The organism is Vibrio neptunius, assembly GCF_000967495.1.
Classification (GTDB): Bacteria; Pseudomonadota; Gammaproteobacteria; order Enterobacterales; family Vibrionaceae; genus Vibrio; species Vibrio neptunius.
The window spans coordinates 14515-29630 of sequence record NZ_JXXU01000070.1 but is presented as its reverse complement, the minus strand read 5'-3'; the positions used below and the strand labels follow the sequence as shown (position 1 = coordinate 29630).

At 43.3% G+C, this 15116-nt stretch carries 13 protein-coding genes and 2 tRNA genes; 9 read left to right on the top strand and 6 right to left on the bottom strand.

Annotation, left to right across the window (positions count from 1 at the left end; translation table 11 throughout):
- The first annotated feature begins 702 nt into the window (after nt 1–702).
- Complete coding sequence (locus tag TW84_RS21095; RefSeq protein ID WP_157634078.1) at nt 703–1173, top strand: hypothetical protein; 471 nt, start codon at nt 703–705, stop codon at nt 1171–1173.
- Nucleotides 1174–1346: 173 nt separating this feature from the next.
- On the opposite strand, the gene rtcR is transcribed toward TW84_RS21095, so the two are convergent.
- On the bottom strand, nt 1347–2939 hold the full coding sequence (gene rtcR / locus TW84_RS21090) for an RNA repair transcriptional activator RtcR (RefSeq protein WP_084720277.1): 1593 nt from the start codon (nt 2937–2939) through the stop codon (nt 1347–1349).
- Nucleotides 2940–3194: 255 nt separating this feature from the next.
- Here rtcR and TW84_RS21085 point away from each other — a divergent pair.
- From TW84_RS21085 to TW84_RS21065, 5 genes are all read left to right on the top strand, one after another.
- Nucleotides 3195–3264: transfer RNA gene (locus TW84_RS21085), tRNA-Phe, on the top strand.
- A tRNA-Lys gene (locus TW84_RS21080) sits at nt 3259–3335 on the top strand. Before TW84_RS21085 ends, TW84_RS21080 begins: the two co-directional genes overlap by 6 nt.
- Nucleotides 3336–3516: 181 nt before the next feature.
- Nucleotides 3517–4689, top strand: a complete 1173-nt coding sequence (locus TW84_RS21075) for a slipin family protein (RefSeq protein ID WP_045977591.1) — start codon at nt 3517–3519, stop codon at nt 4687–4689.
- A gap of 74 nt (nt 4690–4763) precedes the next feature.
- Entirely contained in the window at nt 4764–5990 is a 1227-nt protein-coding gene (locus TW84_RS21070) for an RtcB family protein (RefSeq protein WP_045977590.1), read from the top strand.
- A gap of 9 nt (nt 5991–5999) precedes the next feature.
- The gene (locus TW84_RS21065; RefSeq protein ID WP_205622504.1) at nt 6000–6842 is read left to right on the top strand and encodes a nucleotidyltransferase domain-containing protein; all 843 of its coding nucleotides are present in this window, start codon (nt 6000–6002) and stop codon (nt 6840–6842) included.
- 95 nt (nt 6843–6937) lie between these two features.
- Here the strand turns inward: TW84_RS21065 and TW84_RS21060 are convergent, their stop codons facing one another.
- From TW84_RS21060 to TW84_RS21045, 4 genes are all read right to left on the bottom strand, one after another.
- On the bottom strand, nt 6938–8200 hold the full coding sequence (locus TW84_RS21060) for an AAA family ATPase (protein WP_045977589.1): 1263 nt from the start codon (nt 8198–8200) through the stop codon (nt 6938–6940).
- Nucleotides 8184–8834 (bottom strand): RNA ligase family protein, encoded by a 651-nt coding sequence (locus tag TW84_RS21055; protein WP_045977588.1) that lies wholly within the window; start codon nt 8832–8834, stop codon nt 8184–8186. The genes TW84_RS21060 and TW84_RS21055 overlap by 17 nt, the downstream gene beginning before the upstream one ends.
- Nucleotides 8835–8999: 165 nt before the next feature.
- Nucleotides 9000–9638, bottom strand: coding sequence for a peptide chain release factor H (gene prfH / locus TW84_RS21050; protein WP_045977587.1), 639 nt, complete (start codon nt 9636–9638; stop codon nt 9000–9002).
- The gene (locus TW84_RS21045; RefSeq protein ID WP_045977586.1) at nt 9635–10807 is read right to left on the bottom strand and encodes an RNA ligase RtcB family protein; all 1173 of its coding nucleotides are present in this window, start codon (nt 10805–10807) and stop codon (nt 9635–9637) included. The genes prfH and TW84_RS21045 overlap by 4 nt, the downstream gene beginning before the upstream one ends.
- 363 nt (nt 10808–11170) lie before the next feature.
- Here TW84_RS21045 and TW84_RS21040 point away from each other — a divergent pair, with 363 nt between their 5' ends.
- Nucleotides 11171–12103 (top strand): ABC transporter substrate-binding protein, encoded by a 933-nt coding sequence (locus TW84_RS21040; RefSeq protein ID WP_045977585.1) that lies wholly within the window; start codon nt 11171–11173, stop codon nt 12101–12103.
- A gap of 175 nt (nt 12104–12278) precedes the next feature.
- Here TW84_RS21040 and TW84_RS21035 read toward each other — a convergent pair whose 3' ends face one another.
- Complete coding sequence (locus tag TW84_RS21035) at nt 12279–12995, bottom strand: glutamine amidotransferase-related protein (protein WP_045977584.1); 717 nt, start codon at nt 12993–12995, stop codon at nt 12279–12281.
- A 99-nt stretch (nt 12996–13094) separates the two neighbouring features.
- Between TW84_RS21035 and TW84_RS21030 the strand changes: the two genes are divergently transcribed.
- Both TW84_RS21030 and TW84_RS21025 read left to right on the top strand, forming a co-directional pair.
- Complete coding sequence (locus TW84_RS21030) at nt 13095–13898, top strand: helix-turn-helix transcriptional regulator (RefSeq protein WP_045977583.1); 804 nt, start codon at nt 13095–13097, stop codon at nt 13896–13898.
- A gap of 264 nt (nt 13899–14162) precedes the next feature.
- Nucleotides 14163–15026 carry a type 2 periplasmic-binding domain-containing protein gene (locus TW84_RS21025; protein WP_045977582.1) on the top strand — a complete coding sequence of 288 codons (864 nt, stop codon included), beginning with the start codon at nt 14163–14165 and terminating at the stop codon, nt 15024–15026.
- Nucleotides 15027–15116: the final 90 nt, after the last annotated feature.

Below are 15116 nucleotides of genomic sequence, written 5' to 3'. Positions count from 1 at the left end.
TGCGCCAAGGCAGCACATAGAGAGCAGTGTTTTGCTGACGCTCTATGCGACTAGTGAATTGAGGCGGGGTGCTAATCCCGACACTGGATTTTGCCAGTGCTTTTGCAGGATATCGCTGGGGTTCAGAAGAGTCAACGGTTTCGGTGCGTAGGCCGATTAAGTGGTCAAAAATCAGTACCTTGTAAAGAGGTGTGTTAACACTATGTCGAGTAAAGAATGGGGGTTAGACAAGGCCGTCCCAGAAAACGGTTTCTATTGTTTAAGGCGGAGAAGAGATTTAGGACACACTAAAAAGATACATTAATGATTGAGGCGTGTATTTTTCTAGGGGAAAATCACCAGCCTTGTAGTTGACGGTTAAACAGACATCTTTTCATGTTATAAGTTTCTAAAAACTAACCACAGGGAGCAATCTTTTGTCGAATATTGGCTACTGTTCATTTAAGGATGTAAAACTATCTAGCAGCTCCTTTAAAGCAGTTAGTGAAATCCGAGAGGTAATGAAAGAAGGCAACATGCTTGCTTACTCAGTTGGAGCGGTCCCACTGTTCGATTTATTCTTAGTTCGAAAGCCAGCCCACAGCAGACACATAAACATAGCGGCTTATGACTGGGTTGAGTTTGCCAAGGTACTCACCTCTGTAAACGCTGCCGTTAAATACAGAATCCACCAGATAGCCGAACCTTTAACATGGCAAACCAATGGCAAAGAAGGTGAATGTTGGAGGTGTGTCGTCCGTGCGTCTTTGTAACCTAGCTCTTGCACTATCCATACTTTCGTTTACCGCCAGTGCAACCAGTTTTGAGCAAGCTTTGGCGAGCTATGGGGATAAACTGACTAAATGCAACAATATAGCCAAGACGAACAATAAACCATTCCCTGTTAACGGCTGGTTCGACTCCCTGTCAACCCAAGATAAGAAAAATGTCGTGTTATTTATCTCTATGGATAATCGGGAAACTTGTTCTCAAAAAGAAAGGCAAAACCTCTTAGATATCGCACAGAGTGCCACACCAGAACAGCTTAAACACATTAAACTTCTAGTTAAAAACGGCAACCAAAACGAGTTCATTAAGTCACTGGACATTAACGAAATCCACAAGATTCAATCTATCTACTCTGCACCTTTCGATTCTTTACGGGTGGGTGATGAGCTAGGGCTATTTGAATAGCGTATGATTTACTTTCTTGGTACTGGCGTCTATTGAGGCATAGTGCGCTGGACTGTTCCGCTCAGTTATCTCTGATGGTTGGTGACGTCCGATTAATAATGTCTGTCAATACCGCCTCCCTGTATGGCGCCGCTCCCAACATCAAAGCCAACCCTAATGGCAAGAATGCAGATCTATAGGTCAGCCCATTTCAATCCGAACTTAGCTAAATATTTCTGCAACCGACTTGAGTCGTTAGTTTGAGCTTTCAATGTTCGGCTCACATTAAACAACTCCCTACCAGCAGAAGCCATGCTGCTGTGCCGGCGACATACAGACAACACAAAATTTAACTGGTTAGCATCAAATTGGTCCAGTTGTTCAACCTCAGCCACCGACAAACACGCTTCTACGTGCGTGAGCTTAGATTGCTGACGAGTGGGATACCAAGCGCGCTTTAGTCGTTCAATTTCATCTTTTACATCGTCAACGGAAATTCTCGAAGAGTCTGCTAAGGTGCAAAGCCTTGTGATCGCTGAACTTAAGTCTCGAAAGTTTCCAACCCATAACGCTTCGTTGGACGTAGCGAAACTGATAAAAGCATGCTTCGCCTCTTTGTTAAACTGCACCCGTTGTCCTGATTTTTGCGCGTACAAATCAATTTCATAATCAACGTTGGCAGGAATATCCTCTTTCCTGTCTTTTAATGCAGGAAGCTGATAAGTCCAAAGATTGATACGCGCTAACAAATCTTCCCTAAACGTGCCTTTTTCAATTTCGAGCTTGAGATCTCGATTGGTACCCGCAATCAATTGAAAATCACTCTGTACGGGGCTATCACTCCCTACAGGATGAAATGTTTTATTTTCAATCGCATGCAGTAGCATGGCTTGCTCTTCGAGGCCCAGCTCGCCAATCTCATCTAAGAACAAAACGCCATCATTGGCTGTAAGCAAAAAACCATCTCGTGATTTTTGAGCGCCAGTGAATGCACCTTTGGTATGACCAAATAAGGCCGCCATAGCATTTTCGCCTTTTAGCGTCGCACAGTTAACGGATACCAAAGCGCCAGAAAGCATTGCACGTCTCTTTTTCAGTTGGTAGATGCGAGTCGCCAATTGGCTTTTGCCTGCTCCGGTTGGGCCCGTTAATAGCATGGGGTCTTCAGAACGTATCGCAACCTTTTCTAACTGAGTAATTAATCGGTTAAACCCTGTATTAAGTGTTTCAATGCCCCCTTTGAGAAACTCTTTGCCTTCTTGATGTTCGACATCAAAACGGGTCGCCAATTGGTCATATTTCGACAAATCAAGGTCTATGATTTGCACACGTCCAATCGACTTGTTGTTATTGTTGTGATCAGGAGAGGTTTGAATTAAACGCCCTGGAAAGTGACGACTCTCGGTAAGTAAATAACTACAAATTTGAACAACGTGTGTTCCGGTTGTGATATGAAAAAGGTAGTCGTTGTTATCAGTATCGAATTCTTGTTGTTGGCACCAATCAAAAAGCTTGGCGTAGACTTCCTCAAAATCCCACGGATCGGAAAAGTTAATCGAATGCAGTGTCACCTTGGTTTTTGGAGACACAGATTCGATGTCTACAGCGACGTTATTTGCCAAGCGATAGCTGTGGTTATCATGCAGCATGTGTAGCTCATCGACCAGCAAGTCTTGCTGACTGCACAAACTCACATTGGGCCTCCACCTTGCCCATCGGTCCACTCTTTTACCAACAAAATCCAATTGAGTTCCAATAAGACTTATCGCAACTGTTTTCTTACTCACGCCGTATCCATATAGATAATTTACATATCCATTAGGTTATATTTTTGTGTTTTTGTTATCAACGCACTTTTATCTAAAAGAGCAAGGAAAATATATTTTTACCAATAAATACATGCACTTAAAAATTAACTTCAAGAAATATCACCATTTTGGCACATAGCTTGATATTACCTAGTTGTCTGATGATTTGGTTGTGATTCAAAAGGTCACTCCGGTGCGCTGAACACTGTGACTGCGTATGCCTTATCAGATAACCATTAAGTAGCTCAGAGGTAGAGCAGCGAAGAAATTTCGTGAGTCATGGGTTCGAATCCCATCTTAAATGCAGGTAGCTCAATTGGTAGAGCCTCGAATGCTTAATTCGATTGTTGTGGGTTCGAGTCCCACCCTTTTTACAATAAGTAGTTAAAACGTTAGTAAGCCGTTGGTACCAATGGTAGATAAGCGCCAGAGTGAATAATCAGTAGCAAGCAGGATGCTCCCTACTGAAGTGCAGCTTGAGGCCTTTATTAATCACGTATCTAACCCTTACTAACATCATCACATCGGTATATGGCAAGAAACGAAGGAAATTAAGATGTTTGGAACAACACTATCTTTAAGAAAAACAGTATCAGTAGCAGAAAACCAAAGAGTATTAGTGTTCAAAAATCAAAAGCTAGATTCCGTATTAACACAAGGCAAGCACAAAATATGGGATTTAAAAAACGAAATCGAATTCATGACTTTCGATATTAACTCTTTATTTTTTTCTGAGGAGAATGCCGAAAGACTGTACAAAAATAATGAGTTACTTCGTGAACACATTTCGCATTGGAAACTAAAAAGCAATGAAGCTGGCTTGTTATACGTTAACGATTTGCTACGTGGCGTAGTTGCCCCTAGCGAGCAACTATACCTATGGAAAGACGCAGGTGACATTCGCTTGGAGAAAGTGACCATAGATGAAGAGATTGAAGTTGAAGAACAAACACTTTTTTTAATCAATCGTGCTGGGGCTAATACCTCCTCACGTTTGATCAGAAGCGAAAGCACGATAGCAACCAAACCCATTGCTGATCTAACGGTCGCAAACGACCATGTTGGTTTGCTGTATGTCAACGGCCAACTGATAAAAAGACTCGCGCCTGGACGACATGGCTTTTGGCAGTTCAACCACTCCGTTGAGTTGAAATCATTTGATTGCAGAACTCAACTACTTGAGATTTCTGGTCAAGAAATCTTGAGTAAAGACCGCGTAAGTCTACGAATTAATTTGAGTGCAAGTATTAAGGTACATGATGCTGAACTCGCTGCACGAAGTGTCGATAACGTTGATGATTTTGTTTACAAAATGCTGCAATTAGCCTTAAGAGAAGCGGTTGGCACAAAGTCATTAGACGATATCCTGCTGGATAAATTGTATGTCAATGAAACTGTGAAAGAGCTCGTCGCAGAGCGCCTGTCCGAAATGGGCATCACTTTGATGAATGTCGGCGTTAAAGACATCATTTTACCCGGAGAGATGAAAGCCATTTTGAACCAAGTGGTCGAAGCGCAAAAAGCAGCGGAAGCCAATGTGATCAAAAGACGTGAAGAAACTGCGGCGACAAGAAGCTTACACAACACAGCAAAAGTCATGGAAAACAACCCGACTTTAATGCGCTTAAAAGAGCTTGAAGCGTTAGAAAAAATCGCAGACCAAATTGATAGCTTAACGGTTTATGGCGGCCTAGAAGGTTTAATGAATGGGGTTGTAAAAGTCGCGTAGGCATATCGATAGAAACTGAGCGGCTAAGAATTGGCGAACGCTTGTGCGGCGATTAAAGAATTAAGGAAGCAACAATGTGTAGAAACTATAACGTTATTGAAAATGAAGGAAGAGCCACCATCAAGGCATGGACTAAAGGGGTGCCTTTTGATGACAAAGCTCAAGAGCAGTTGAACAACATCGCTGGTATGTCGTTAGTCCATTCACATATTGCGGTGATGCCGGATGTTCACCTTGGTAAAGGCGCAACGATTGGAAGTGTTATTCCTTCTGTTGATGCTGTCATACCCGCAGCCGTCGGGGTCGATATTGGATGCGGTATGTTAGCAACAAAAACAACGTTAACGGCCAGCCAGTTACCCGATAATTTATCAGGGATCAGACATGCTTTTGAAGCAGCAGTACCTCATGGTCGTACTGGAGAAAGGGGAAAAGCCCGAGACAGAGGAGCTTGGCACAATATTCCAGATGTCGTTGCTGGCGAATGGAAAAAGCTCGAAGCACGATTTGAAACTATTTGTCACAAGCACCCAGCGATAAGAAAAAGCAACCATGTTAAGCATTTAGGCACCATGGGCACGGGTAATCACTTTTTAGAACTGTGCCTAGACGAAAACGATGCGGTTTGGATTATGTTGCACTCAGGAAGTCGCGGTGTAGGAAATAGAATTGGCACTTACTTTATAGAGCTTGCAAAGAAAGAAATGCAACGCCATCAAGTTAACTTGCCTGATATGGACTTGGCTTACTTGGAAGAAGGCAGCGCATACTTTGATGACTATGTGGAAGCGGTTGAATGGGCACAAGATTTTGCCGCCAAGAATCGTGAAATAATGATGTTTAATGCTATATCTGCACTGAAAAAGCAAATACCAGTCGCGTTTTCTACCGCTGAGTTAGCGGTGAACTGTCATCACAACTACGTCTCTAGGGAACGGCATTTTGGCAAGGATTGTTATGTGACTCGTAAGGGAGCGGTAAGAGCCGAAAAAGGCGAAATGGGCATTATTCCAGGAAGCATGGGCGCTCGCTCTTTTATTGTTCGTGGGTTAGGAAACCCTGAGAGTTTTAATAGCTGTAGTCATGGTGCTGGACGAGTGATGTCGAGAACACAAGCTAAAAAGGTCTACAACATTAATGATCAAATTGCAGCAACCGAAGGAGTAGAGTGCAGAAAGGATGCCTCTGTGATTGATGAAATTCCCCATGCTTACAAGGATATTGAAAAAGTCATGGCAGCTCAAAAGGACTTAGTGGAAGTGGTTTACACACTGAAGCAAATCGTTTGTGTAAAAGGCTAAGGAAGTAAAATGGCGATGAATGATAGAGCCAGTGAACTCGCTGAATCGAAACAAGTCATAGACACGAAAATCAGAAAAGAAATATTGCGCAGAATAGCCGCAGCTGAAAAAGAACATGATATTAAAGTGATATACGCGGTTGAATCTGGCAGTCGAGCGTGGGGGTTTTCCAGCCCAAATAGTGATTACGATGTGCGCTTTATCTATGTCCGTAAAAAAGACTGGTACCTATCCATCGATCTTGAAGATAGACGCGATGTTATCGAATATCCAATAGTCGACGAAATAGATATCAATGGCTGGGATTTACGTAAGGCGTTAAACCTATTTTGGAAGTCGAACCCTGCTTTTATTGAGTGGTTACAGTCTCCAATTATATATGTAGATGATGGCTATTTCGCTCAAAGAGCGAGGGAGTTAATGCCGGCTATCGCTTCTTCACACAAAGGGATACATCACTACTTACACATGGCTAAAGGTAACTTCCGAGGATATCTACAAAGGGATTTAGTCCCTTTGAAGAAGTATTTCTATGTGTTGAGACCATTGCTCGCCATCCAGTGGCTAGAAAAATACGACAACCCCGCGCCCATTGAATTTGACCAACTGCGCCAATTAGTGGCCGAACACACTCCCTTAGATGAAGCTATTACTGCTCTCTTAGAGCGTAAGAGAGTCAGCTTAGAGAAAGAGTACGCGCCTGCGGTGCCAGTCATCAATGAATTTATCGAGTCTGAATTACTTCGGCATGAGCACTATGTGGGGAGTAACAATGGACGAGAGGCTCAATTTGAGTCACTGAATTTGCTATTCAAAGCTGTATTGGAAAGGAACGAGGCAAATTTGCTTTAAAAAAGCTAGCGGGTGATACACTGTTCTAAATGATGAAAGTTACCTAGGCATTCGCCTAGGTAACTTGAATTTATTGTTAGCTTAGAGACAAGATATTAACTAAAGGTCCCTTTTCTGTATAACTCTGAGCCATTCTCCCCAATGACCAAAAATCGGTGACTTTCAGTTGGCCACGGCCATTCAAGTTTGGTCAGTTGACTAGAGATTACCTCATCACCCACCGCGTATTGACGATTGCGGTTATTCACACGGAGGCTACTTTCCTTAAGTTGGAAAACAACCATAGTGATTAACGCTCCATAGTTCTCACCCAGTTCACAGATAGTATTTCTGAAATCTTTGCGGATATTGGTAGCATCCCAAACCACGTTGCGCTTATTTGCCAACGCTTTTTTCAATCGAGTTTTGGCCAGCTGTAAAACTTGCCCTCGATTCTTTTGGCAATCACGTTTTCCGTTTAGCTCTTTGCGAATTTGATCAAGAGAGATCACGTCGTAACCCTCTAAGTTCTTCTCGATCCAAGTCGATTTACCACTGCCACTCATGCCGCACATCAGGTATAAATGGCTGTAATGCTGGCATGGCTCATAGTTTTTCGCTATTGCCTGTTCAACCGTACTAATATCCCCATGTGAAAGCTGATGGATGGCATAACCATCTAGAAAAGCCTGCTCAGATTGACAAGATTTGAGCTGTATTTTTCTTAGATGAAACTCGATAGGATCCTCGATACCCCAAAGCTGATAGTCTTCTGCAAACAATCGAAACTGTTCAAGTAAATCAATTTGTTTATCTAAATCAGAGCACGTTCGCCCTTTCATATCAGCCTGTTCAAGCCAATATAAGAGCTCCAAATTAGCATTTAAAGATAAACGAAAATAATCACTATAGCCTTGGTTTTTAACCACCAAAAGTTTCGGTACTTGATGAAAGCCGACCAACCCCATAATTTGCATTACAGACTTGTAAGCAAGGGGTAATTCCATTAAACGCGTTGCCAAATAGCTAGCGCCTATTTCTTCATGCCCAGACGCTACCACTCGTTCAACACCTGCAATGTCTCTCCGTCGAGTTGTGAGTGGTTTAGCAATATCATGAAGCAAGGCCGACAAAATTAGGACTTGTCTTTGTGCTCCTTGGATATGCGTGGCCCTTGAAGATAGCAAGGCATACAGCGCCTGTAGCACCATGTCTGTATGAATAGCAACATTGCCTTCCGCGTGCCATTCCTTATCCTGCTCTGTATTTTCAAACTCATTCAACAACGGAAAATGGCTCGCTAAAAATGACCTGCACTCTGCGAAATCAGGCGAATGATCTAAGGCTAAGCTTTCTAGCCATCTATTCAATCTTTTCACCTTCGCCTCCTGTCGTATCTTTTAGTCCGTTAGGTATCACTTCAGCATGCATCCAGTGTTGATCCGTGACCACATGATCAGTTCTCACCCATTTCGACACACACTGAGGAAACTGATTAAAGTGAAAGCGGTCAGCAATTCGCACCACATAACCTTCTTGATGTTCAATATCCAAATCAATATTGCGGATCGTCTCTTCACACCAAAGCCCCAGGTAGAGTTCTTTTGGTGTTTCCAGCCCTAGCTGTTGGAAAAATAGTTTGCTCTCTTGCCAACTTAAACATTCATTTCTGTCATTCCATGCTGAAAAAGCCATGAAATAGCTAGTCAACGCGTCATAAGCAATTGAATGTCTTGCATAGAGGTTTTCACCACAAATACGCCATCCTATTGGAATCCGATATCCGATTTTAGCTTGCAAAGCCTTAACCCACGTTCTCGATGGGTGGAAGCGGCTATCGATAGAGCGAGCATGCACGTAATCTGAATACAAGGTGGTGTTTTCGCCGTCCATTTTTTCAGTAACAACGACTGTCTTACCTTCAAAGTGACTTAAATCGCCTTGGTAGATATCATCCTTTGTAGCACCCGGTGACCAAGGTAAATGAGGGGTGCGAGGATATTTAAATCTCATGTTATAACTCCATGTCTATTTAACTAACACTAAGCAACTTGCTTAGCTGTCATTGAAATAGGCACAGCACGTTCTCCCGCATTTTTGTGGCTTGCGAGATTACTCATTTGCTGTGCTTTGATGGAATTACATTGTTCTATCCTCTAATAATTTGTGGGTTTGGGCTTAGCGACTTTTTCTCGTCACAGCGACAAAATTTTCGCCTTTAAATGTCTTTACAGGGTTGCCCCGTTCAAGCTCCCGATGTTGTTGCCAACGTGCTTTTTCTTGAGAAGTCATTTGCTCTTGCTTCATCATTTCTAGTTTTTGAAACAATAAGGCTCTGGCTAGCCGTTTGTTGGCATGTTGGCTACGTTCACTTTCAACCCGTACGGAAACACCTGTTTCCGTGTGAGTGGCACGCACCGCCGAATTGGTTGTATTGACATGCTGACCACCAGCCCCTGATGCCCGGCACGTTTGATACGTTACACCGCTATCTAGGCTTGACTCATCGACTTCGAACATTTGGCCACTGAAAAACCAATTCTTACGCTTATGTTTAGGTCGAAAGGCACTTTGACACACCCACAACATGGCGCCCTGCCAAGAGAAAGCCAATTGCTTGGCTCTCTCCTCAAATGGTGAATCCAGCTTTAGCAGTACGGATCTGAAACAATCCTTATCATCGGCAGCAAGGATATCCACAACATCCAGCTCTATGTTTTCAGCCCGACATTCTTTTTCAATCGCTTTTAGCGCTAAACCAATGGCCTTACAACATTCGATAGGACCTTGTCCTGACGATAATTGGAGTAATATCATGATGAACACTCTCCATTGGTTTTAAACGTTAACACGGGGCGTAATTTTGCTACGACCTCGATTAACCCCGCATCAACCATATCGTTAATGACGGTTTCACAATTTTTATACGCTTGCGGTGCTTCATCATAAAGAAGTTCCTTATTACCACACACCACACGGCTGCCCAGAGCGGTACGATATAAGTCCTCGCGCTTGTATTTATGCCCCAACCGGCCATGACATTCCCCGCGTTTCCACTTTCTGCCAGCGCCATGGGCGAGTGAATAAAGGCTGATTGCCATATTTTCATCTGCACCTTCAATGGGCTTAACTAAATAGCTGTAATCTCCGCGTGAACCTGGAATGACGACATAGCCTTTGTCGCTTGGGGTCGCTCCTTTTCTGTGTAACCAACCTTGCTGGCCCTCAATTTCTTTGGCTGAAACTAGATTGTGATTCACATCCAGAGCGCACTCTCCTTTAGCACGAATAGCGTCAAGAAATCGCTTGGCAATAAGTTCTCGATTTAGCTCAGCCCAACGCACCGCTTCATCATGCTTATGCAGGTAATCTGCGAAATTGCCCACCGCGTCTCCGACTTCGATGCCGTCATGGTTATGGGTGGTTACATGATTGACTAAAATCGATTGCCCTAGACCCCTAGAGCCAGAGTGCACAAGTAGCTGTAGATGCTTTTTGTTTAACCCAAGTTCATCTAAAGCTTGTTGTTGATACACTTCTTCAATCGCCTGAAACTCGGCAAAATGGTTACCGCCACCGATAGTGCCTAGTGCATAGTCATACGCATTCGTAGTAATGCTTTTTTCTGATTTTCTCCCGGCAACGTGCTCTGCCCAGCTATCGTCTAGAGGCTGTTCGACATGCCCAAACTTCTTCGCTAACTTATCTAAGTTAACCTTGGATACTTTTGCTGACGTTTGCCAAAGCGACATACCACAACCAATATCATTGCCCACTAATGCAGGGTAAATTTTGCTGGTTGTAAAGAATGCTGCACCAATTGGATAACCTCTTCCAGGGTGCAAGTCCGGCATACCAGCAACTTGCTGCATGCCTGTTAATTTTGATGTTTTAATCAGTTGTTGTATTGCTAGCCCTTCAACCCACGTATCAGTAGACGCAATAAGGCTAACGTTTTCAGTGATCTTTTGGACGGATTTGCCCATAGTACCAATACCTTTAAATAGGATTTAAAACGAAAAACGTATTGGCAGGTCAGTTGACTAGGGCGTAGCTTTATAAGAAAGCGAATACCTTAAAAAAGGGATTTATGAGAGAGCTTCCTGCTACTTATAGGACAAGACCTGCAAAGGATAATGATGTATTTGTCATGATTTTTTACTCCTTTACAGTTAGTTGATAGTTGAATAAGCGGGCGCATAATACGCAAACGGGACTCACAAAGCAATAATAAAAATGCCGTTCAACGGTTAACCTTATCATCAGCAACCAGCTCGATAATGGTCTTGCTTGCAAATTTTGCTATCACCTCCTTCACTATAAGAGTCAATCTGGAAGGGGTACCATTTATGAATACAGTACGTACGTTGATAGCCTGTTCGCTTGCAGGGTTATCTTTCAGCTCACACAGCAGTGAACCCGTCAGGCTTCTTTCTCTTGACTGGACCAGCCAGCAAGTATTGACCAAAGTGCTAGGGGATCTACTCAGTCAAAAGGGCGTTCCCATCGAGTATGTTGATGCGAATGCGCGAGCGCAGTGGTACAAACTTTCTCACGATGAAGCTGATGTACAAGTTGAAGTGTGGGAAGGCTCAATGGCATCAAAATTTTATCAACTCATCGACAAGGGCAACATTGTTGATGGGGGGACTCATACAGCAACCACACGAGAGGATTGGTGGTACCCTGATTATGTTGAGCAGAGCTGCCCCGGACTGCCGGATTGGAATGCCCTGAAAAGCTGCCATGAACAGTTTGCGGAAGGTGGAAAACTAGGGCTTTACTATACAGGGCCTTGGGAGAAGCCAGATGCAGCGCGGATCAGAGCACTTGGCCTCAAGTTTGATGTCGTAACCCTGAAAGATGGTGCAGAAATCAATGCCAAGATTGATGAATATATTGCCGCGAAAAAACCGCTACTCATTTTTAACTGGTCTCCTAACTGGGTTGAAGCAAAATATCCTGGAAAGTTTGTTGAGTTCCCTAAATACGATGAACAGTGCGAGCAAAAAGCCTCATGGGGTGTTAACCCAAATTTCAAATGGGACTGTGGCAACCCAACTGGCGGGTGGCTGAAAATCGCCATTTCAAATAAACTCAATCAAAAATCTCAATGTGCAACGGATATTATTAACTCGTTCAAACTGGATAACGGACAAATCGCTCTGGCCGCGATGTTAGTTGACTATCAAAAAATGTCGGTTGATGACGCAGCAAAAAGCTGGTTGGAGCAAAATCAGGGGCAAGTGGATAAATGGTTGACGCACAATTCTTGTAGTTAACCTATCCTTGCTTAACAACCAACCCAGTAGCTAATTGTTTGGTCTACATGCCATAAACCACATCGCTATACATGTTTACATGCCGTGTGGTTTTATGGCCCATCTAATGTGCTTCACTGGGGACAAATACGGCTCTTCTGAGCCGTATTTGTATTAAAAACGAGTACATCGTTATTTAGGGCTTTGATAGATAAACATTTTGTAACTTATCTAAAAACTCATGTAATTTTTGGTTCATTTCTTCATAGTCGTGGCTGAGTAATACGTCTGGTTCCTCGACAAATCGATACCTTGCCGCTTGACTGAGATCATCGCTGTCAATCAACAATGCGACGACATCTTTAGTCAATTCCATATGACACTGAAAACCAAAGACTCGATCACTATACGCAACAATTTGTCTCGGACACCCTTCACTATGGGCAATGATTTGTGCATCAGTGGTCACTCCTGGCATGTCGTTATGCCAATGACCTACTTCTAGCTCCTTGCCAAAATGGTCAAATAGCGGGTGTGCCAAGCCAACTTCAGTTAGCGTGATCGGGAACTTACCAATTTCAGGCTCTGGGCTGTGGTTGTATTGGGCTCCTAAAGCTTCACCTATCAATTGCGCCCCTAAACAGACACCAATGACCACTTTTTCAGCGTCAATGGCGTTTCGAATCACTTCCTGTTCCCTTTTAGAATCAAAATAAGCACATTGTTCAGTGGTTGTCACTGGATCTTGAGGCCCTCCCATCACAATCAGAAAATCGATATCTTGGACATCATTAACAAGCGTTTCACCTTGGTATAACCGAGAATAGGTAATGGTGTGAGCGTGACTTTTTGCCCAAGCCTCATAGGCGCCTGGGGGTTCGAAATATTCATGAATAATAAAGTGAATATGCATCTTTCAGCCTTGTGTGTGACGATTGGCTGACGATGTTATATCAAATCGATATGGTGCACTTTATACTACCCGACGACCGATATAGATAAACAGACAACTATGCAAGCCAACGATCTGATATTAGAATTTCCTGAGAAGCAATTCATTACCAAAACAACGGCGATGAGTTCAGGCTACGTTGATGACTTTCATACGCACTCATGGCATCAAATCATCTTTCCTATTGAAGGGTTATTACAATCGGATATAGGGGGGAAGTGTGTGGTAGTGCCTCACAATGGCATGCTTTACATCCCTGCTAACACAGTTCACAAATCCATCGCCATTACCGATACTCAATTTCTAGCGATTTATCTTAACCCAGACAAATTCATTCAGTATGGCGCTCAACCGAAATCTTGTTTTGTCAGCCCATTCATAAAAGAGTTGATACTCGTTTTGTTTGACAACGGTACTCGCGCACAGTCCGAATCCAACATCACCCATTTGCTGATGGTATTGCAAGATCAAATAGCATTGGCAAGCTGCTACGAGATACCCCTGCTCATTCCTACAGATAAACGTCTTTTATCTATTTTTGTCCAGCTTAAACAGCAACCTGATTTGTCATTCACACTGCGAGATTGGGCAACAAAAGTAGGGGCTTCTGAGCGAACTCTGTCGCGACTATGCGCAAAAGAGTTTGCCCAATCCTTTGCAATGTGGCGAAGAAACATTCGGCTGGTTTTATCTCTGCAATTGCTGAGTTCAAACAAGAGTATTCAAGAAATTGCTATCGAATTAGGTTACGCGTCTGACTCTGCCTACATATACGCTTTCAAGAAAATGTTTAATCAGACACCAAGCAAATACCGCACTGACAGCTTAGAGCGTGGTTTGACACTCAGTCATCACTCAAATTAGTCAGTACGCGGTCTTTAAGCCCCTTGAAAATCAACTCACAACTAGGGAGCGAACTGGCTTTTTTGATTAAACCCATAAACATCCCAACACCAGATGGTTACCTCTCCCGCTGTTGACGCGGTTCACTCAGAGCGCGGTTTGAGCCTTCTTCTTTTCCCCTAGAATATGTACCTCTATACGCACGCAAACACCATAACTGATAACTTTGACATAAAGGATTTGTTGACTAGGTTTTAAAGTGTTCAAGCAAAAAAGGAATGTCTGATGAGTACACTATTTCGCAACGGACTTTATGCGGTATTGATGCTGTTTTCGGCAACAAGTATCTCGGCCGTTGAAATTATTCACCCGATCCCACGTGATGGTTCAGATCTCGACAAATACGCCATCGAACTGATTGGCTTTCTTGCCAACAAATCAGGGCAGCAAGTGACCATCAAGCCCTATTCTCGCCCAGTCGATTCCCAATCGAGAAAAGTACAGTTGCTCAAAGAAGGGAAAATGACCATTGATTGGTTGGGAGCCGATAAGAAACTCGAAAGCCAGCTTGTACCAATTCGTTACCCGGTTTTTCGAGGCTTACTAGGACATCGAATCTTCATTACCAATAAAACCACACAAGCCAAGTTATCGAATGTAGCAACCAAAGAGGAACTTGAAAAACTTAGTATGATTCAAGGCGAAGGTTGGGCAGATGTCGGCGTACTTTCAGCCGGAGGGTTTAAGGTAAAAGAAGTACCCAGTTTTGAGAGCATTTTCAAAATCGTCGACGCTGGCCGCGCGGACTTGTTTCCTCGAGCCGTCATTGAACCCTACAGTGAATTGGCACAACGAAAGCAGTATCCAAACTTAGTCGTCGATAGTGAGTTGATGCTGGTTTACAAATTCCCTATGTTCTTGTTCGTCTCACCGACCGCAGAGAACAAAGCCGTTGTTGATCTCCTGAACTCTGGCTTTGAAAAAGCTTATCAAGATGGATCTTTTGTGGAATTTTTCAACAACTCAGCCTTAGTGAAGAAAACCTTTGAACAAGCACAAATGAAACAGCGTCGCGTGTTCAATATCCCCAACCCCAATTTATCCGATGACACGCGAAATATTCCGGATAAATATTGGCTGAAATTTTGATTCAATTTGAGTCTAAAACGCTTTAAAGGAGCGCAAGTGGCGTTTTTTGACCCACTTGGCATACGCTGCCGTGGTTTGCTATCCAGTAGG